Here is a 20,772-nt window from a genome sequence, read left to right as displayed (position 1 = left end):
TCATGGCTGACATCGAGTCCTACGAGAGCGCCCTCGGCGCGATACCCGGCGCCCACCCCTACCCGCGCACCAGCCGTTACCACGACGTGGAGATCGGCGTGCATCGCCAACCCGACGGCACCGAAGTCCGTTACGCCAAACGCCGTTTGCTGCCCCCGCTCGACGTGCAGGAGACGCAGGAGCATGTCGTCGGCGCCGGCGAGCGGCCCGATCTGCTCGCCCAGCGGTACTTCGGCGACCCCGGCCAGTGGTGGCGGATCGCCGACGCCAACCCCGTACTCGATCCTCGGGAGTTGACGGACGAGGCCGGGGCCGGACGGGTCATCGACATCCCTGCGCCCGGGGGACACCGGCGTGTCTGAGCAGCCCGTGGGGCAGGGCCCCGTCCACATCACGCTCCTCATGGGGCCGAAGCTCGTGAAGCCCGTGCCGGCCGAGGTGACGGAGGCGCTGCTGTCCGCGCAGATCACCGCCACCGCGGGGGAGCGCAGCGGGTTCCAGCTCGCTTTCGACCTCACCAAGTCCGGGATCATCAACCAGCGGCTCCTGCCCGAGGGGTTCTTCGATCCCAAGACGCGGATCATCGTCACCGTGAGCGTCCGGGGCACCACCGACGTGCTCTTCGACGGGCTCGTCGTGCGTCAGGAGGTCGGTGCGAGCAATCAGCCCGGGCACTCCACCCTCACCGTGACCGGCGAGGACCTGACGCTGCTGATGGACCTCGAGGAGCGCACCGCCCGGTATCCCAACCTGCCGCCGTCCGAGCGCGTCCTCAACATCCTGCGCCGCTACTCCGACTACGGCATCCGGCCCGACGTCTACGCCGAGAAGATCGCCCAGCCGCCGCACCAGGATCTCCGCGTCCACTACCAGACCGGCACCGATCTGCAGTACGTCACCGACCTCGCCCGCGCCAACGGCTACACCTTCTATCTCGAGCCCGGGCCCAACCCCGGTCAGTCCTCCGCCCGTTGGGGGCCGGAAGTCCGCCTCGGCATCCGCCAGCACGCCCTCAACGTCAACATGGATGCCAATACGACCGTCGATCAGCTGACCTTCGCCTACGACGGGACGGCCCGGGAGGAGCCGCAGGCCCGCTGGCAGGACCCCGGGACCCGGCAGTCCACCCTGCTGCCGCAGCCGCCGATCAGCCCGCTGCGCCCGCCCCTCGGCCGCCGCCCCACCCCGGCCCTCAAGCGCAAGACCCTCTCCGGCACCGCCAAGCAGCAGCGCGAGCAGGCCGAGGCCGAGCTCCTAGCGCGGGCCGCGGTGTCGGCCGACGTGGTCTCCGGGTCCGGGTCGCTCGATGTCAACCGGCACGGCTACATCCTGCAGCCCCGCCAGCTTGTCGGCGTGCGCGGCTCGGGACGCGCGTACGACGGCGACTACTACGTCAAGTCCGTCACGCACAACCTGCGGCCGGGGTCCTTCCAGCAGAACTTCACCCTCTCCAGGGAGGGGTTGGAGGCGCGCAGCGATTACGTCCGGCCGTAACCCCACCGACCCACCGATCAGGAGCAGTTCAGCATGGCGGCACCCAACAATCGCTACCTCGGCAAGTTCCGCGGCCGGGTGGTCGACAACAACGACCCGTTGCGGATCGGGCGTATCACCGTCGAGGTGCCCGACGTCCTCGGTGACGAGCCGTCCACCTGGGCGCTGCCCTGCCTGCCCTTCACCGGGCCCGAGTCCGGGCAGTTCGTGGTGCCGCCGCCGGGGGCCGGTGTGTGGGTGGAGTTCGAGCAGGGGGACCCCAGTTTCCCTGTGTGGACCGGGTGTTGGTACGGGGCTGCGGAAGAGCTGCCGCCCGACGCGCGGCGTGAGCTGCAGGCGAACTCGCCGAACAAGCCCGTGGTCGTGCAGACTCCGGGCGCGCACAAGATCGTCATGAACGACACCGCCGGTGCCGAGCAGGGAATCCTGCTCCAGGCCCAGGGCGGCGCCTACATCCGCATCACCAGGGAGACCGTGGTCATCGCCAACGGAGCGGGCGCCGAGATTCTGCTGCGCGGCGGTCAAGTCATCATCAACCAGGGTCAGTTGACCGTGGAACCGAAGCGCTAGCAACACGGGGGAGAAGAGAAGTTGTCCGGGAGTCTGCTCGACGCGAGCGCCGTGATCGGCTGCCCGCACGGCGGCCGGGTCACCGCCGCAACCACACCTTCCGGCGGCGTACGCATCGGGGGCGCCGCCGTCGCCACGGGCGCGCACACCTACGTCGTCGCCGGCTGCCCGCACGCCGTCGCCGGGGTGCCCTCGCCGTGTGTGTCGGTCCGCTGGACCGCCGACGGCAGTGGCGTCACCGTCGACGGCGCGCCCGTGCTGCTCGACACCTCCGCAGCCGAGTGCTTCACGGCGGCCTTCGTGCCGCAGGGACCGCCCGTGGTCCAGGCCGCACAGCGAAAGGTCACCGTCCGATGAGCCGTCATACGCGCAACCACCCGCGCACCGACATCGCGTTCCCCTTCCGCGCCGACCGCCGTGGCCGCACCGCGCACGCCGACCACGCCGCGCATGTGCACGATCTGATCGAGCAGTTGCTGTTCACCAGCCCCGGTGAGCGTGTGATGCGCCCCGACTTCGGCTGCGGTCTCCTCGACCTGGTGTTCGCGCCCAACAGCCCCGAACTCGTCAGCACCCTCGAACTCTCCGTGCAGGCCTCGCTCCAGCGCTGGCTCGGCGACCTCATCGACGTCGTGGCCCTGGATGTCGTCAGCGACGAGAACGCTGTACGCGTCTACCTGTCGTACGTCCTGCGGGCCACCGGAGCCCGGACGGACGACGTCTTCGAAGGGAGGGCGGCATGAGCACGGGTACGACCACCTCCCGCCGCGCCAAAGTAAGAGCCGCTCAGCTCAACGGAGTCGACGCGGTGGAGGTCAGTGACGACGGGCTGCTGCTCACCGTCACCTTCCTCGGCAAGGCCCCGCACGGCCTCGGCCCGGAGAACGTCCGTATCGACGGCGGACGCCGGATCACCGGCATCACCGCCGTCGATGTGAGTGTCGAGCGTGAGGAGGATCCTGAGCTCGACGACCGGCTCTACGTCACCCTCGACCGGGCCGGCGACACCTCGCGGTACGTGTTCTCGCTCGTCGAGACCGACCCGTACGGCCGCCCGGGAACGGAACCCTTCCGGGGCTTCGACCAGCGCTACCACCGCGCCTCCTTCTCCTTCCGGCCGGACTGCCCGACTCCCTTCGACTGCAAGGGAGATGAGTCGGAGCAGGACGGCTTCCCGGTCGCGCCCGTCGTCGACTACACCGCCCGCGACTACGACACCATCCGCAAGCTCCTCCTGGACCGGCTCGCGCTCACCACCCCCGACTGGGTCGAGCGCAACCCCGCCGACCTGGGCGTCACGCTCGTCGAGCTGCTCGCGTACACCGGCGACCAGATCAGCTACCAGCAGGACGCGGTGGCCACCGAGGCCTACCTCGACACCGCGCGCCGCCGGGTCTCCGTACGGCGTCACGTCCGGCTCATCGACTACGCGATGCACGACGGCTGCACGGCACGCGCGTACGTCACCGTGCAGACCGCCGGCGACACCACCCTCGCCCCGGGCACCTTCCGCTTCGCCTCCGTCGACGTCCGCACCCTCGACCCGCACGACCGGCCCGAACCGGGCACGGTGATCGACGAGATCGACCTCGGCGACCTGGACGAGCGCGGCTCGGTCGAGGTCTTCGAACCGGTGGTCGCCGCCGACCCGTTGGAGCTGAAGGTCGCCCACAACGCGATCCGCCTGTGGACCTGGGGCGGCGAGGTGTGCACCCTGCCGAAGGGCGCAACCTCCGCCACGCTGCGGGACGAGTGGGACGACCCCGAGACCTGCCGCGACCGTCAACTCTCCCTTGTTCCGGGTGACTTGCTGGTCCTGGAGGAGGTGAAGGGCCCGCGCACCGGCACCCCCGGAGACCAGGACCCGAGCCACCGCCAGGCCGTGCGCCTCACCTCCGTCACCCCGGGCATCGACCGCATCGAGGACCAGCCGGTCCTGGAGGTCACCTGGGCCGCCGAGGACGCCCTGCGCTTCCCGTTCTGCCTCGCCACACGCGGCGGCCGCGACTGCCTGCCCGTCGACGACGTGACCCTGGCCCGCGGCAACGTCGTCCTCGTCGACCACGGCCGCACCCTCACCGGACTCCCGCAGACGGCCACCGTGCCGCCCGAGCCGGCCGTCGTCGCCCCGTGCGACCCGCCCGCCTTCGGCTGCTACGACCGAGAAGAGGGCAATGCCTCCGCTCGGCTGATCAACTCCCTCACGGACAAGGCGGAGAGCGCGGAAGCCCTCGTGCCCGACGACGTCCGCGAGCTGTTCGAGGTGGTCGGCGAGGCGGCGACCGTACGCGCCGGAATCGGTCTGGAACGCGCCGGGCAGCGGCACGAGCGGGTGGTGCCCGGCACCGCGTATGCCCAGGCGGCCGCCCTGCGCACCCTGCTCGCACAGTCCGTCTACCCGGGCATCGCGCCGCGGTTCAGGCCCGTCCTCGGGCGTACGCCCGTCGTGCAGGCGGTGGCCTTCCCCGACGCGCAGGCAGTGGCCGCCGGACAGGCCGAGCGGATCGCCGCGATCCCGGGAGCGGTCCGGCAGCGGCTCGTCGAGCTGTGGCGCAGCGCCCGCGACCGCGACGGACTCGCCGAGGAGGAGATCGACGAACTCACCCTCATCTACGGCCTGAAGGTCGTCGAGCGGTTCGAACTGCGCACGCATCCCGTCCGTGCCCTGCGTGAACTCCTGCACAGAAACGACGAGTTGCTCGACGCGAAGCTGCGGCGCGTGGAGGTCCTCGCGTCCCGGGCCCGTGCCGGCGCGGTCCTCGACGGGCACATCGCCTGGGAGATCGCCCACAGCTGGGGCCCGGCGTACGCGACCGGACTGCACCCCGACGAGCCGGTGCTGCGCGGCTCCGCGACCGCCGCGCTCGCCCAGGACCCGCGCCGCGCCCTGCCCGCCGTACGCGTCGAGGACGGCGACCTGACCTGGGAGCCCCGCCGCGACCTGCTCCACAGCGGCCCCCGCGACCGGCACTTCGTCGGCGAACTGGAGGACGACGGCCGCCTCGCCCTGCGCTTCGGCGACGGCCGGCACGGCGCGAAGCCGGTGCCGGGCTCCCGGCTCGCGCTGCACTACCGTCTCGGCGGAGGCATCGCGGGCAACGTCGGCGCGGAGGCCATCAACCACCTCGTCATCCAGAGCGACTGCGAGCAGCCGCCGGCCGCCGCGGTCCGCAACCCGCTGCCCGCCATCGGCGGTGTCGAGCCCGAACCCATCGAGCAGGCACGCCAGTTGGCGCCGCTCGACCTGCGCCGCACCCGACTGCGCGCGGTCACCGCCGAGGACTACGCGGACCTCGCCGCACAGCTCCCCGGCGTGCAGCGCGCCGCCGCCGAGATCCGCTGGACCGGCAGCGTCCAGGAGGCCCACATCGCCATCGACGCGTACGGCAGCGCCGAGCCGTCGGCCGAGCTGCTCGCGCAGGTCGAGCAGTCCCTGGAGGCGTACCGGCGCATCGGCCACGACCTCGTGGTCGGCCCCGCCCGCCTGGTACCGCTCGACCTCGCGCTGACCGTGTGCGCCAGGCCCGGCCACCAGCACGGGCAGATCCTGGCCGAGCTGTACCGCGTGCTCGGCAGCGGCCGCCTCGCGGACGGACGGCTCGGCTTCTTCCACCCGGACGCGCTGACCTTCGGCGAACCCGTACGGCTCAGCCGTCTGGTCGCCGTCGCCGCGGCCGTACCGGGTGTGGAGAGCGTCCAGGTCACCCGGCTGCGGCGGCTGTTCGAGCAAGACCGAGGAGAGAGGGAGGACGGCGTGCTGCGGCTCGGCCCGCTGGAGATCGCCACCTGCGACAACGACCCGGACCGGCCGGAGAACGGCCTGCTGGCGATATCCCTGGGAGGTGCGGCCCGATGACCGCCACCGATGAGTGCACCTGCGGCTGCGGCGGCCACGACGAGCGCCTCGCGCCCGCCCCGGTCCACAACCCGCCCGGCCGCACCGCCCTCGACTACCGCGTCGGCGAGTACGGCTCGTTCCTGGCCGCCCTGCTCGACCGGCTCGCCTCGCCCGCGTACCCGGCCCTGGAGGGGCTCACCGTCCGCACCCCGGACGACCCGGCCATCGGGCTCCTCGACGCCACCGCCGTCCTCGGTGACCTGCTCACCTTCCACTCGGAGCGGATCGCCGACGAGGCCTACATCCGTACGGCGAACGAGCACCGCTCGCTGGTGCTGCTGGGGCGGCTCGTCGGACACCGGCCGCGGCCCGGTGTCGCCGCCGCGACCCACCTCGCGTACACCCTCGAACGCGATCCGCGTGCCGAGTCGCTGTCCGTGGTGATCCCGCGCGGGGCGCGCGCCCACAGCGTGCCCGCCTCCGCCGACGAGGAGTCGCTGACCTTCGAGACGAGCCGGGACCTCAGCGCACGTTGGGACTTCAACGAGCTGAAGGTGCGGCGGCGTCGGCCGTCCCTGGTGACGCCCCAGGATCTGGAGCGTCGTCCGGAGCTCTTCGTCGAGGGCACGGCCAACTCCTTGCAGACCGGGGATCAGTTGCTCTTCGTTTTCGGGGAACAGGCCGGTGGGGAGCGGAAGTTGCTGCCCGTCGCGGGCGTGCGTATTGACCGTGACGAGGACGTCACGGCGATATCCCTGCCGAAGTCGGCGCCGGCGACGCTGAAGGAGCTTGTCGACGAGGTGCGGCGGTGGACGGCCGAGCCCTCCGTCCCCGGCGAGCCCGGAGATGAGCCGCCTACGCCCGAGGTGCCGAATCCGCGGCCTGTCAGCCGCCTGATCGAGGACTTCGAGGACCAGGTCCTCGCGCCCCTGCGGGCGGCCCTGGACGGGGTGAAGACGCCGGAGAGTCTTGCTGCTGTTCTGGCGGAGCCCGTTGCCCGGCTGGGCGAGGCGGAGGTGTTGGCCGAGCCGTGGGAGGACGTTGCCGGGTGGTTTGAGCAGTTGCAGGCTGTTCTTGCCGAACTGGGTTCGCGGGCACTGGAGTTGGCGCCTGCGCAGGGCACGTCTGAGGGTGCCTCGGTAGGTGGGTTGGTGTCTGCGGCTTCGTCTGGGCTGGTCGCGCAGTTCCCCGCGCCCCTTAAGGGCGATTCGCGCGCCGCCGCGTTTCATGCGCTGGCTGCTGTGCTTCCCGCGCTGCGCGCCACGAGCCCCGCTTCCTCGACTGCTACCGGCAGCCGGCTTCCCGGGACCGATACTGCTCGGCTGCTTGCGGCTCTCAACCCCGGCCTGGGCAGTCTCTATCCCGCCTGGCGCAAAGCGTCCGCCACCGGCACCGCGCCGCTGCTGCGTGCCCTGCTCGCCATGCGCGTCACCGCCGCCCCCTTCGGCGCCACCGCACCGCTCAAGCCCGTCCAGGACGACAAGGGCCGGGTCATCAGGTCCGCGGACTGGCCGCTCAGCGGGGCCGTGCTGGCCGGTATGCGGATCGTCTACGACACCGCGGGCAAGGCGCCGGTCCGGGCGGAGTTCCAGTACGTCGAGGGGAACAGCTCCGACCAGCAGGCGGTGAGCCTGCCGCTCACCCAGCAGGTGAGCTTCGCGCTCGGACCCGGTCAGGTCGATCTGTCCACCCGGGCCGCCCAGGACCGTGACCTGAGCTGGCTCACTCGCCGTCCCGCCGACTCGCAGGAGCCCGGCGTCACCGTGCGGCTCCGCCCCGGTCTGCCCGAGCGCACCCTGTTCGTGTCCCGGCCGGACGAGCACGGCGTGGTCCACGTCGGCATCAACAACGGCACCGCACGGGAGGAATCCCTGCGGCCGGGCGACACCCGGCAGTTCACCCACGGCGACTACGAGGTGAGCCTGCGCTACACGGTGGGCAGCACCGAGCCGAACGTCGAGGTCGTCATCGCCAGTAAGCCGGCGCCCGTCAACCGGCGCGTGCTGCAGCTCGACAGTGTGCACACGAGCATCACGGTCGGCAGCTGGGTCGCCGTCCAGCGTCCCGCCAAGGGCGCCCAGGGCGGCATCCCCGGCGACGCCAAGCTCGCGTTCGTCACCACGCAGGTCGTGGCGGCGCGGACGGCGGCGTACACCAACTACGGCATCACCGGCCGAGGCACCGAACTCACCCTCGCCGACCCGTGGTTGGACGAGTTCGACGTGCTGCTGTCGCACATCCGGGACACCACCGTGTACGCCGGGGGCGAGCCGCTGCGCCTGGCGGACGAGCCGCTCGGCGAGGACGTGCACGGCAATGAGATCGAACTCGCCGAGCTGTACGACGGACTGCGTCCCGGGCGTCTCCTCGTCGTCACCGGTGAGCGCAGTGACATCCCCGGGACGACCGGTGTGACCGCCACCGAGGTCGTCACGATCGACACCGCCGATCCGGCCGTGGACCCGCAGCTGCCCGGCGACCGCGTCCACACCCGTCTGACCCTGACCACCGACCTCGCCCACCGCTACCGCCGCGAGACGGTCCGCATCCTGGGCAACGTCGTCGAGGCCACCCATGGCGAGAGCCGGGAGGAGGCCATCGGCAGCGGCGACTCGGACCGGGTCAACCAGACGTTCGCGCTCTGGCAGTCCCCGCTGACCTGGCTCGCCGACGACAACCCCCTCGGCGCCACGCCGGTGCTGGAGGTCCGGGTCGACGGCGTCCTGTGGCACCAGGTGGACAGCCTGGCCGGACGCGGCCCGAACGAGCGCGTCTACATCAGCGGCACCGCCTCCGATGGCCGCACTACGGTCACCTTTGGCGACGGCATCCACGGCGCCCGCCTGCCCAGCGGCCACGAGAACGTCCACGCCCGCTACCGCTTCGGCACCGGCAAGGCCGCCAACGTCCCCGCGGACCGGGTCACCCAGCCCCTCACCCGCCCGCTCGGCGTCACCGCGGTCACCAACCCCCGCCCGGCGACGGGCGGCGCGGACGCCGACGGACCCGGCCTGACCCGCCGTACGATCCCCCTCGCCGTGTCCGCCCTCGACCGGCTGGTCTCCGCGGCCGACTACGAGGACTTCGCCCGCTCCCGCGCCGGCATCGGACGGGCCGCCGCACGCGAACTCTTCGACGGGCGGCGGCGCGTGCTGCACGTGACGGTCGCGGGTACGGACGACGTGCCTCTCGACGGCGACTCGGACACCTTGCGCGCCCTGCGCGGCGCGCTCACCGAGTACGGCGACGGCAACCTGACCGTCCGCGTGGACGTACGCGAACTGGTCCTGCTGCTCGTCGCGGCCAAGGTGAAGGTGGCCCCGGACTACGCGTGGGAGTACGTCGAGCCCCGGCTGCGGGCGGCACTGCTGCACCGACTCGGCTACGAGGGACGGGAGTTGGGGCAGCCCGCCCGACTCTCCGACCTCCTCGCCACGGCACACACCGTGCCCGGCGTCGACTATGTGGACGTCGACGTCTTCACCGGCGTCCCCGCCTCCGCCACCCCCGCGGAACTCGCCGCGCTGCTCACCGACCCCGGCGCACCCCGGTCGAGCGTGCCCGCGCACCCCGCGACGTACGACGAGAAGATCCACACGGTCCGCGACGCCAACGGCGAGACCCTGTCGTCCGTCTGCGCCCGCTACGGCATCCCACTCGCCGAACTCCTGCGCCTCAACCCCGACATCACCGACACCCGGCGCCTGGCGAAGGGCCGGTCGGTATTTGTGTTCCGCGGCATCCGCCCGGCTCAACTCGCGCTTCTCTCCCCGAGGGCGGCGGACACCCTCATCCTCACGGAGGTCAAGTGATGGCCGCGCATTCGGCGGATGTCCAGTTCGACACAGAAGCCCTGGCGACGTCCCGGGAACCCGACGGCCTCGCCGCCCTGCTGCCCCGCTGGCACCTCCTGCGCGACGCCGAGGAGGGGGAGCCGCTGCGTGCGCTGCTCGCGGTGATCGCCGAGCAGCTCGACCGGGTCCGCGACGGCGTGGAGCAGGGCTACGAGGACCTGTTCGTGGAGACGGCGGCCCCCTGGGTGCTGCCCTACCTCGGCGACCTGGTCGGCTACCGCACCCTGCCCGGCTACGAACGCGTCCTCACCACCGGCCTGCACGAGGGCGGCCGGGACGCCCTCGCCGAGGCCATCGCCCCACGCGCCGACGTGGCGACCACGGTCGCCAACCGGCGCCGCAAGGGCACGCTGCACCTGCTGGAGGAGATCTCCGAGCAGGTCGCCGGCTATCCCGCCCGCGCCGTCGAGCTGTCCCGGCTGGTCGCCCACAACCAGTCGGTGAAGCTGTACCGGGACACCGGGAGGGGCCGCCTCGTCGACCTCCGGGACGGTTCCGCGCTGGCCCTCGCAAGCGGCCCGTTCGACACCACGGCCCGCACGGTCGACGTCCGCCGCGCCAACTCCACGCGCAGGCAAGGCGGTTGGAGTCCGTCCGGAGCCGCCCTCTTCATCTGGCGGCTCAAGGCGTACTCGCTGACCTCGTCCCCGGCGTACTGCATCGACCGCGCCCGCAACCTCTACACCTTCTCGATCCTCGGCAACGACAGCCCCCTGGTCACCAAGCCGGTCCCGGAGCCGTCGCCCACCCACATCGCCACCGTCGACAACGTCCCGGCCTTCATCACCCGCCGCCTGCTCCACGACCGGCTGCTGGACTACTACGGCCCCGGCAAGAGCTTCGTCATCCGGCGCGACGGCGAGGACAAGCCCGTACCGCCGTCCGACATCGTGGTGACGGATCTTTCCGACTGGCGTTATCGGCCCAAGCGCGGCCAGATCGCCGTCGACCCCGAACTCGGGCGGATCGCCTTCGGCTCGCGCTCGGCGCCCCGGCAGGGCGTGTGGGTGGACTACCACTACGCGTACGGAGCCGACATGGGCGGCGGCGAGTACGAGCGGCCCGACCGCGTGGACCGGCCCGACGCCACGTTCTACCGGGTCGGCCCGGGACAGCCGCACCGCCAGATCATGGACGCCTACCGGGCCTGGCAGCACGACCGCCGGGCCGGCCGCACCGGGCCCGACGGCATCATCGAGATCACCCACAGCGGCGCCTACCAGGAGCAGCTGGACTTCGATCTCGACCCCGGCGACCGGCTGGAGCTGCGGGCCGCCGAGGGCACCCGGCCGGTGATCCGGCTCCTCGACTGGTACAGCAACCGGCCCGACGCCCTCAACATCCGTGCCGTACAAGACGATTGCGCCCCGCACGAGCGTCCGCGGATCGTCCTCGACGGGCTGCTGGTCGCCGGGCGCGGCATCAACGTCACCGGCCCGATGGGTGCGGTCGTGGTACGGCACAGCACCCTTGTCCCCGGCTGGTCTCTGGAGCCCGAGTGCGAGCCGCACTCGCCCGAGGAGCCCAGCATCGTCCTGGACCGCACCACCGCCTGCCTCCAGATCGAGCACAGCATCCTCGGCACCATCGAGGTCATCGGCGACGAGGTCAGCGAGGACCCCCTCGACATCCACCTGCGCGACAGCATCCTGGACGCCACCGGCCACGACCGCGAGGCCCTGTCCGCCCCGGACTGCCGCCACGCCCACGCCGTGCTCCACGTACATCGCACGACCGTCATCGGCGAAGTCCACACCCATGCGGTGGAGATCGCCGAGAACTCGGTCTTCACGGGAAAGCTGCACGTGGCCCGGCGCGGTATCGGCTGCCTGCGGTACTCGTACGTCCCCGCCGGCTCGCGCACCCCGCGACGGCACCGCTGCCAGCCCGATCTCACTCCGGGCGTACGGCCGTTGTTCGCGGCCGTGCGCTACGGGACGCCCTGGTACGGGCAGTTGGCCGACCGGTGCCCCGAGGAGATCCGGCGCGGCTCGGACGACGGTGCCGAGATGGGCGCCTTCCACGACCTGTACCGGCCGCAGCGCGAGGACGGTCTGCGCGCGCGGCTCGCGGAGTACACGCCCGCGGGCGCCGACGCCGGGATCTTCTTCGTGACATGAGCAGTGCCGCCGTACGACCCACCCGCAGAATCCTGAACCAGGGGGACCCCCTTCATGCACGCTGATCTCTCCCGTCTCACGTTCCGCCCGGAGCGGCACTACTCCGCGGTCGTCGCCCAGCAGGGCCGCGTCCAGCTCGACGCCGACGCCAACGAGCAGACCGCGATCCAGCTCCACCAGGCCCGCACCCTCGCCGCCGACCTGATCGGCCGCTACGGCGGGCCGCGCGACGCGGCGGGCCGCGTCGCGCCGGGCTTCCGCATCGAGTACGTGGGCGGCAAGCACGACATCGACACCCTCTACATCCACGGCGGCCGCTACTACGTCGACGGCATCCTGCTCGACGCCGACCGCCCGGCGCCCGGTGTGCCCGTACCCGACGAGGACGCGGACGAGCAGGACACGCCGGCCCCGCCGGCGTACTGGACCTACTGGGACCAGCCCGACGCCTACCGCGACCCCGAGAAGCCGGGCGACCGGCTGCCCTCGCCCGCGCAGTCGCCGTTCGTGGTCTACCTGAACGTGTGGGAGCGGTCGGTCAACGCGGCCGAGGACCCGGCGCTGCGCGAGGTCGCCCTGGGTGCTGCCATGCCGGACACCGCGGCCCGGGTGAAGGTGCTCTGGCAGGTACTGCCGCTCTCCCTCGCCGAGCTGGCGATCGAGGACGCCGACCCGTCGAAGGAAGTGGTCCGCGCCGCCTTCGAGAAGTGGGCGCAGAAGCAGTCCCTGTCCTCCGCCCGGCTGGCCGCCCGCAGCGAGCGGCCCGACCACGCCGACGAGGACCCCTGCCTGGTCAGGCCCGACGCCCGCTACCGCGGAACCGAGAACCAGCTCTACCGCGTCGAGGTGCACGCCGGGGGTGACGCGAAGGACGCCACCTTCAAGTGGTCCCGCGAGAACGGCTCCGTGGTCTTCCCGGTCGACGAACTCGACGGTACCTGGGTGCAGTTGGCGTCCCTCGGCTACGACGACAAGCTGGACCTGGACGTCGGCGACCACGTCGAGTTCACGGACACGGCGTACTCCTCCCGGCTGGAGACCCTGCCCCTGCTGCGGGTCGAGGAGCTGGACCTGCCCGGCCGCCGGGTCCGGCTGTCCGCCGAGCCCGAGCCGGGTGTCGGACGGCTGCCCGAACTCAACCCGTTCCTGCGCCGCTGGGACCACCACGAGAGCCCGAGGCGCAAGGGCCGTACGGCGGCGCTGAAGGGCGGAGCCGTCCCCGTCGCGGAGGGGGAGTGGCTGCCCCTGGAGGACGGCGTCGAGGTGTACTTCGCCAAGGGCGGCGGCTACCGCACCGGCGATCACTGGCTGATCCCGGCCCGCACCGCCACCGGCAGCGTCGAATGGCCGGCCGATCCGGCGCGCCGCCCGCTGCTCCAGGGACCCGCCGGCATCACCCGCCACTTCGCGCCGCTGGCCCTGGTCAAGGGCGAGGAGAGCGCCGTCGATCTGCGCCTGGCGTTCGGACCGCTGGCCAGCAGCATCCCCGCCGCGGACGAGGCGACCCTCGCGGCGGAGGCCCAGGCACGCCGTGAGGAGCTGGCCGCCGAGAACCCCTCGCACGGGAGGTCGCAGACCACCGCGGAAGCGGAGGCAGCCGTGGACGGAGGCGAGTGATGGCCACGCCCCTGAGCGGATCCAAGCTGCTGGAGATCCTGCGCGCGGAGGGCCTGACGGTCCACGAGGTGCGCAACTGGCGTACCCACAACCGCAATACGAAGGGCCCTTGGGGCCCGGTGAACGGCGTGATGATCCACCACACCGTCACCTCGGGCACGGAGAACTCCGTGAACATCTGCTACAACGGCTACTCCGGCCTGCCCGGCCCGCTCTGTCACGGTGTCATCGACAAGAAGGGCGAGATCCACCTCGTCGGGAACGGCCGCGCGAACCATGCCGGGCTGGGCGACAGCGACGTGCTGCGGGCCGTCGTCGACGAGTCGAAGCTGCCGCACGACAACGAGGCCGACACCGACGGCAACCGGCACTTCTACGGCTTCGAGTGCATCAACCTCGGCGACGGCAGGGACCCCTGGCCCGAGGCGCAGAAGGAGGCCATCGAGAAGGTGTCCGCCGCGATCTGCCGCCACCACGGCTGGAGCGAGCGGTCGGTCATCGGTCACAAGGAGTGGCAGCCGGGCAAGCAGGACCCGCGCGGCTTCACCATGGACGGGATGCGCAAGCGGATCGCCGAGCGGCTGGCGGGCAAGGGCGGCGGGGGCGGCACCGAGCCCGACCCGAAGCCCGCCCCGAGCAAGCCCTCGTACGCACCCTTCCCCGGCGCCGGCTTCTTCCACAGCGGGCAGAAGTCCCCGGTGATCACTGCCATGGGCAAGCGCCTGGTCGCCGAGGGCTGCAGTCACTACGAGGACGGGCCCGGCCCCGAGTGGACCGACGCCGACCGTGAGTCCTACCGGGCCTGGCAGCGCAAGCTCGGCTTCAAGGGCAAGGACGCGGACGGCATTCCGGGCAAGGTCAGCTGGGACAGGCTGAAGGTGCCGGCGAGCTGAGCCGGGCCGGCCCGCCCGCCTACGCCGACTCGGCGTTGGTGGGCGGGTGTGCCGGACGTGCCGGGATCTGTGCCGGCAGCGCGGGCAGCGCCGTGCCGTACACCCAGGCGGCGAACAGGTCGTCCAGCGGCTCGTCCGCGAACCGGTTGACATGGGCCGTGAACATCGCGGTCGTCACGGCGCCGCTCCGGTGCAGCCCCACCCACGCGCGCAGCATGCGGAAGAACGCGTCGTCGCCCAGCGCGCAGCGCACCGCGTGCACGGTCAGGCCGCCGCGCTCGTAGAGCCGGTCGTCGAACATCGACTTGCGGCCCGGATCGGCCAGCCGCAGGTCCTGCGGCTGGGAGGACAGCAACCGGTGGGCGGAAGCGGCGAGTTGCTGGGCGGTGCGGCCGCCCGAGCGTTCCGACCACAGCCACTCGGCGTACTTGGCGAACCCCTCGTTCAGCCATATGTGCCGCCAGTCCGCGATGGACACGCTGTTGCCGAACCACTGGTGCGCCAGCTCGTGCGCCACCAGCCGCTCCGAACCCCGCGCACCGTCCACGTGGTTGGCGCCGAAGAGCGACAACCCCTGTGCCTCGACGGGGACATCGAGCTCCTCGTCGGTCACCACGACCGCGTACTCGCCGAACGGGTAGAGGCCGAACAACTCCTGGAACAGGTCCATCATCTGCGGCTGCCGCGCGAAGTCCCGGGAGAACTCCGGCAGCAGATGCGCCGGGATGTGCCCGTGCTGCGGCACCCCGCCCGGCCCCGGATCACCCAGCAGCACCGTCTGGAACTTGCCGATGGCCAGCCCCACCAGATAGCTCGAGGTGGGCGCCGACTGCTCGTACACCCAGGTCGTCGTGGACGCCTTCGTCGTACGGGTCAGCAGCCGGCCGCCCGCCACCACCGCGTACGCGGACGGCGTGGTGACCGAGATCTGGTACGAGGCCTTGTCGGCGGGCCGGTCGTTGCACGGGTACCAGGACGGCGCGCCGATCGGCTGGCTCGCCACCAGCGCCCCGTCCTCCAGTTCCTCCCAGCCGAGCCCGCCCCAGGGGCTGGCGACCGGCTTGGGGTTGCCCGACCAGTGCACCTCGACGGTGAAGGCGGCACCGGCCCGGATCGGCTTGGCGGGGCGGATGCGCAGCCGGCCGCCGCGGTGGGTGTAGTGCGGCTGGCGGCCGTCGACCCGCACCCGGCCGATCTTGAAGTCGGAGAGGTTGAGGGTGAATTCGGTGAGCGGGGACCGTCCCGCGATGGCGTTGATCCGGGCCGTCCCCGCCAGGCGGTTCGGGCCCGGGCGGTAGTCCAGCGCGAGCTCGTAGCGGTGCACGCGGTAACGCGCATCACCGTGCTCCGGGAAGTACGGGTCCGAACCCGCCGCCTGCTGAACTGCCACTGCCGCTTCTGCTCCCTGCGCCGTCGTGCCACTCCATTCTGCCGGTACACCGCTCACCGACTCCGAGTGGCCCGCGCTCAGGGACGCCATGCCTCGATCGGGTTGCCGAGCCAACGGGTGTCGTCCGGGACGGACTCCGCGGCCATGACGAGCGACGCGGGACCCAGGGTGGTGCGGGCCCCGATCGTGCTGCCGGGCAGCACGATCCCGCCAGGGCCCAGCGTGGCGCCCTCACGGAGTACAACAGTATCCGTCCGCAAGATCCGGTCGTGGAAGAGGTGGGTCTGCAGGACGCAGCCGCGGTTCACGGTGGCCGCGTCCTCCAGGGTCACCAGGTCGGTCTCGGGCAGCCAGTAGCTCTCCACCCACACGCCCTTGCCGATCTTGGCGCCCAGGCCGCGCAGCCACGCGGTCATCAGCGGTGTCCCGGGCACCGAACCGGCCAGCCAGGGCACGGCCACGACCTCGACGAACGTGTCCGCGAGCTCATTGCGCCACACGAAGCCGCTCCACAGCGGGTGCTCACCGGTGCGGTGCCGCCCGACGAGCAGCCACTTGGCGACGAACGACACGACAGCGGCCGCGGCGCCCGTGGTGAGCAGCACCAGACCGGACAGCAGGGGAGCCCAGGGCCCGAGCAGGCACAGCGCCGCCACCGTGAGCACCGCGAGCCCGGCCGAGCAGAACACCGGCACGATCCGGCACAGCTCCACAAGCCCGCGCGCCCACAGCAGGTGCGCCGGCGGGTCGTAGGTCCGGCTCTGGTCCGCCTTCTCGGCGTTCCGCGGCAGCTTCACCGGCGGCAGCCCCAGGTAGGAGCTGCCCTTCTTCGCCTTCTTCGGCGTGGCGGAGAGTACGCCGACCAGCCCGCCGTCGGGCACGGACCGCCCCGGCGCTGTCATTCCGGAGTTCCCGAGGAAGGCCCGCCGCCCGATCTCCGCGCGCCCGATCCGCATCCAGCCGCCGCCGAGCTCGTACGGCGCGGTCAGCGTGTCGTCGGCCAGGAACGCGCCCTCGCCGACCGTCGTGAGGCTGGGCAGGGCCAGCACGGTGGACACCTCTGCGCCCCGCCCGATCTTCATCCCGAGCAGCCGCAGCCACACCGGGGTGGCCAGCCCGGCGTACAGCGGGAACAGCGTCTCGCGGGAGCGGTCCATCAGCTGCGTGACCGTCCAGGCCTGCCAGCCGATCCGGCTGTGCGTGGGGTGCGTGCCCTCCCGCAGGCCCAGACTCAGCAGCCGTACGGCGACGAGGATCAGCAGGGCGTACGCCAGCCCGAACGCCAGCGTGGCGGGGACGAGGGCGAGCGCGGCACCGCGCAGGGGCGCGTCCGCGTCGATGAAGGCGTACGCCACGAGGAACGCGGCCCCGCCCGCCAGCAGCGGCAGCGCGGAGAGCACGAGGCCGGTCAGGCCGTACATCACGCGCCAGTACGTGCCGCGCTGCGGGCGTTCCTTGGGCCAGTTCCGCTTGGCCTTGCCGAGCTTGACCGCGGGCGCGCCGGCCCAGCGCTGGCCGGTGGGGATCTGCCCGGTGACGGCCGAGCCGGGGGCCACCTCGGCGCGCTTGCCGACGCGGGCGCCCGGGAAGAGCATGCTGCGGGTGCCGACGGTGGCGTGCGCACCCACCTTGACCTGGCCGATCTCCAGCCGGTCGCCGTCCAGCCACCAGCCGGACAGGTCGACCTCGGACTCCACGGCCGCACCCCGGCCCAGCTTGAGCAGGCCGGTGACCGGCGGCAGCGAGTGCAGGTCGACGTCCTGGCCGATCTTGGCGCCGAGGGCACGGGCGTACCGCTCCAGCCAGGAGCCGGTCAGCGAGGTCGCCCCGCTGAACTCGGCCAGCCGTTCGGCGGTCCACAGACGCAGGTGGACGCTGCCACCACGCGCATACCGGCCGGGCTCCACGCCCCGCAGCAGCAGCCGCGCGCCGCCCGCGGCGATCGCCAGCCGCCCGGGCGGGCTGAACAGCAGCACGGCACCGGCCGCGATCAGCCACCAGGAGGCGGTCGGCAGCCAGGAGTAGGCGGGCAGCAGGTTCCCGGCCGCGGCCAGGGCCACCGTCCAGCGCAGACCGAGCAGCGTGAACAGCGGCACGAGGAGCAGCAGCTGGATCACCTTGGCGCGGGTCGGCACCGGGGTGATCGTGCGCTCGGCGCCGTCGTCCTGCGCCGACTTCTCCAGGTGTCGGGCCAGCTTGCGCAGGGTGGGCTGCTGGTAGATGTCGAGGACGGCGGCGCTCGGGTAGCGGGTGCGCAGCTTCGTCGTCAGCTGGGCGGCCGCCAGGCTGCTGCCGCCGATCGCGAAGAAGTCGTCACGGGCACTGGAGACCGGGATGCCGAGGACTTCCGTCCACTGCTCGGCCAGCCACGCCTCGGTGCCGTAGAGCTGCTCGGCCGGGCCGCCGGTCTCCAGGCCCTCCAGGGGCCAGGGCAGGGCATTGCGGTCGACCTTGCCGCTGGTCCGGGTCGGCAGGTCCTCGACCGGTGCGAGCAGCGGCACGAGCGCGGCGGGCAGCTCGGCGCGCAGCTTCTCAACGGCGGTCGCGTGGTCCCAGCCGTCCTGGGTGACGATGTAGCCGACGAGGAGCTGGTTGCCGCTGCGGGCGGTCCGTACGGCCGCCGCGGCGCCCGCGACGCCGGGCAGCGCCTGCAGTGCGGCGTCCACCTCGCCGAGCTCGATGCGGCGCCCGCCGAGCTTGATCTGCTCGTCGGCCCGCCCGAGGAAGACCAGCCCCGCCGGCTCGGCCTTCACGAGGTCGCCGCTGCGGTACGCCCGCTCCCAGCCCAGGGACTCCAGCGGCGCGTACTTCTCCGCGTCCTTCTCGGCGTCGAGATACCGCGCGAGTCCGACGCCGCCGATCACCAGCTGCCCGCTGGCGCCCATGGGCACGGGCTCCCCGGCCTCGTCGACGACGGCCAGCTCCCAGCCGTCGAGCGGCAGCCCGATCCGAATGGGCTCCTCACCGCTCATGAGCGAGGCACAGGCCACGACGGTCGCCTCGGTCGGCCCGTACGTGTTCCAGACCTCCCTGCCCTCCGTGACCAGCCGCTGCACCAGCTCGGGCGGGCAGGCCTCGCCGCCGAAGATCAGCAGACGTACGTCGTTGAGGGTCTCGGGCTCCCAGAGGGCGGCGAGCGTGGGCACGGTCGAGACGACGGTGATCTCCTGCTCGACCAGCCAGGGACCCAGGTCGGCACCGCTGCGGACCTGCGAGCGGGGCACGGGCACCAGACAGGCGCCGTAGCGCCACGCCAGCCACATCTCCTCGCAGGACGCGTCGAACGCGACCGACAGCCCTGCCATGACCCTGTCAGCGGGCCCGATCGGGTCGTCGGTCAGGAACAGCGCGGCCTCGGCGTCCACGAACGCGGCGGCACTGCGGTGGCTGACGGCGACGCCCTTGGGCTTCCCGGTGGAGCCGGACGTGAAGATGATCCAGGCGTCGTGCTCGACGCCGGGGCGGGCGGCGGGGACGTCGGCGTGACCGGTGACGGTCAGCCGGTGCTCGGCCCCGATGACGGCCCGTACGCCGGCCTCGCCGAAGACCAGCTCGGCGCGCTCGTCCGGGTCCTCGGCGTCCACGGGAACGTATGCAGCCCCTGCGGCCAGGACGGCGAGGATCGCGACATAGAGGTCATTGGTGCCGGAGGGAACCCGGACGCCCACGCGGTCGCCGAGGCCGACGCCGGCCGTGGCGAGGCGCCGGCGCAGTTGCTCCACCTCGGCGGCCAGCGCACGGTAGGTGAGACGGACCGTGCCGTCGTCCAGGGCGAGCTCGTCCGGGTACGACCGCACCGACGCGTCGAAGATGTCGACAAGCGTGCGCGGGGAGGCCGCCTGGCCTCCGGAGAAACGTGCGGTGTCGCCGAACTGCTGGTGGATCTCTGCGCTGAACTCATCGTCGAGCAGGCCGAGAGCACTGCTCTCGTGTATGGCTGCCATCCGGTCCTCGCGTCTCGATCCCGGAAGCCTCCGGGGCGCTGGCGGGCCCGCAGGTCTGCCTGGGGTTGTCCGGGTCCAGCTCCGTAACAAGCCGGAAATTTTAGTACGACGCTAGGTTCGGGGCGGCTGATCGGCCAGTCGGGAGGGCTGTTGGGGGCCGGACGGGCCCGGGTCGAGGGGTGTTGACCTGGGGTTTGTACGCAGGAGAGAGATGCCCCACACAGGGGGTGACCGGGCATCGGGCGGACGAGGGTGCGGAGTTGGGGCCCGGTGGGGTCTGCGTGGCGTCCGGTGGTACTTGCACGCTGAAATGGAAGGCCTTTATTCCGGGTTGACGGGAATATTCGGAGTTAGTAATCTCGGGGCGCTTGAAACGGGGTCTATTCGGCTCGGCTCGTAGGCGAGTTCGAATTCTGGCGCTGGAGGCACTCGGAGGGGGACCTGGGGCCTGCGGTGAAACTTTGGCGCGTTGAAGCGAGGTGTTTGCCTCGGACATCTTTCTGTCCCGAGAGGGATTGAATTGTTAATCAATCATGCGCGGAGGCGGAACTCTGTGCTGCTGGGACTGCTGGTGACCGCGCTGGTCGGAGCCTTGGTGCTCATGACGGCAGCGGATGCGTCGGCGAAGCGAAAGAAAGCAAAGAACCATGAATCCTTTGCAACCTTCGCCGAGGGATACATCCCGCCTGATCGATTCACGTGCTACTACGTGGAGAAAGCTGGGCGAATGAGCATCGAGGACTGGGCATGTCCGACCGGTCCCGACGGTGCGCCGATGTTCTTCTCTCAAATGCTGGATCGGGACGGTGACGTGGGCGACGCATGGGACGACACGGGCTGGAAATATCTCGCGGCGCCGTCCCGTTTCACCTGCAACGTGAAGCCCACGTCCACCGGGCGGGCCACCAGCGACTATGTGTGCACCTACAAGGACGGCAGGAAGGTGCGCCACGCGCACCTGGAGAAGACCGTCCTGGCGACGTCGGACCAGGGTGAGAAGTGGTACCTGCAACGCGTGCCCTACCCGACGGCATCAACTGCCGCACCCTGAC

General features: G+C 71.8%; 13 protein-coding genes. 11 read left to right on the top strand and 2 right to left on the bottom strand.

The window, feature by feature from the left end:
- The first annotated feature begins 2 nt into the window (after nucleotides 1-2).
- From ACFY10_RS36805 to ACFY10_RS36760, 10 genes are read left to right on the top strand one after another with little or no spacing between them, the layout of a single operon-like run.
- Entirely contained in the window at nucleotides 3-362 is a 360-nt protein-coding gene (locus ACFY10_RS36805) for a hypothetical protein (protein ID WP_390669618.1), read from the top strand.
- On the top strand, nucleotides 355-1,494 hold the full coding sequence (locus ACFY10_RS36800; protein ID WP_390669617.1) for a hypothetical protein: 1,140 nt from the start codon (nucleotides 355-357) through the stop codon (nucleotides 1,492-1,494). Before ACFY10_RS36805 ends, ACFY10_RS36800 begins: the two co-directional genes overlap by 8 nt.
- 33 nt (nucleotides 1,495-1,527) lie before the next feature.
- Nucleotides 1,528-2,064, top strand: a complete 537-nt coding sequence (locus tag ACFY10_RS36795) for a phage baseplate assembly protein V (protein ID WP_390669616.1) — start codon at nucleotides 1,528-1,530, stop codon at nucleotides 2,062-2,064.
- Between the two features lie 21 nt (nucleotides 2,065-2,085).
- Entirely contained in the window at nucleotides 2,086-2,421 is a 336-nt protein-coding gene (locus ACFY10_RS36790; protein WP_390669615.1) for a hypothetical protein, read from the top strand.
- The gene (locus tag ACFY10_RS36785) at nucleotides 2,418-2,807 is read left to right on the top strand and encodes a GPW/gp25 family protein (RefSeq protein ID WP_390669614.1); all 390 of its coding nucleotides are present in this window, start codon (nucleotides 2,418-2,420) and stop codon (nucleotides 2,805-2,807) included. Before ACFY10_RS36790 ends, ACFY10_RS36785 begins: the two co-directional genes overlap by 4 nt.
- On the top strand, nucleotides 2,804-5,920 hold the full coding sequence (locus tag ACFY10_RS36780) for a putative baseplate assembly protein (RefSeq protein WP_390669613.1): 3,117 nt from the start codon (nucleotides 2,804-2,806) through the stop codon (nucleotides 5,918-5,920). The genes ACFY10_RS36785 and ACFY10_RS36780 overlap by 4 nt, the downstream gene beginning before the upstream one ends.
- Entirely contained in the window at nucleotides 5,917-9,714 is a 3,798-nt protein-coding gene (locus ACFY10_RS36775) for a putative baseplate assembly protein (RefSeq protein ID WP_390669612.1), read from the top strand. The genes ACFY10_RS36780 and ACFY10_RS36775 overlap by 4 nt, the downstream gene beginning before the upstream one ends.
- Nucleotides 9,714-11,876, top strand: a complete 2,163-nt coding sequence (locus tag ACFY10_RS36770) for a hypothetical protein (protein ID WP_390669611.1) — start codon at nucleotides 9,714-9,716, stop codon at nucleotides 11,874-11,876. The genes ACFY10_RS36775 and ACFY10_RS36770 overlap by 1 nt, the downstream gene beginning before the upstream one ends.
- Nucleotides 11,877-11,930: 54 nt before the next feature.
- Nucleotides 11,931-13,493: a DUF6519 domain-containing protein gene (locus ACFY10_RS36765; protein ID WP_390669610.1), complete on the top strand. Its 1,563-nt coding sequence runs from the start codon at nucleotides 11,931-11,933 to the stop codon at nucleotides 13,491-13,493.
- The gene (locus tag ACFY10_RS36760) at nucleotides 13,493-14,386 is read left to right on the top strand and encodes a peptidoglycan-binding protein (protein WP_390669609.1); all 894 of its coding nucleotides are present in this window, start codon (nucleotides 13,493-13,495) and stop codon (nucleotides 14,384-14,386) included. The genes ACFY10_RS36765 and ACFY10_RS36760 overlap by 1 nt, the downstream gene beginning before the upstream one ends.
- Before the next feature lie 19 nt (nucleotides 14,387-14,405).
- Here the strand turns inward: ACFY10_RS36760 and ACFY10_RS36755 are convergent, their stop codons facing one another.
- Nucleotides 14,406-15,776, bottom strand: coding sequence for a M1 family metallopeptidase (locus ACFY10_RS36755; RefSeq protein WP_390669608.1), 1,371 nt, complete (start codon nucleotides 15,774-15,776; stop codon nucleotides 14,406-14,408).
- Nucleotides 15,777-15,853: 77 nt separating this feature from the next.
- Entirely contained in the window at nucleotides 15,854-19,720 is a 3,867-nt protein-coding gene (locus ACFY10_RS36750; protein ID WP_390669607.1) for a Pls/PosA family non-ribosomal peptide synthetase, read from the bottom strand.
- Between the two features lie 553 nt (nucleotides 19,721-20,273).
- Between ACFY10_RS36750 and ACFY10_RS36745 the strand changes: the two genes are divergently transcribed.
- Nucleotides 20,274-20,771, top strand: a complete 498-nt coding sequence (locus ACFY10_RS36745) for a hypothetical protein (protein WP_390669605.1) — start codon at nucleotides 20,274-20,276, stop codon at nucleotides 20,769-20,771.
- Nucleotide 20,772 lies beyond the last annotated feature (1 nt).

It is taken from the genome of Streptomyces sp. NPDC001401 (assembly GCF_042895385.1).
Classification (GTDB): domain Bacteria; phylum Actinomycetota; class Actinomycetes; order Streptomycetales; family Streptomycetaceae; genus Streptomyces.
Note: the sequence above shows the minus strand (reverse complement) of the source record. Positions and strands in the feature narration are given on the sequence as shown.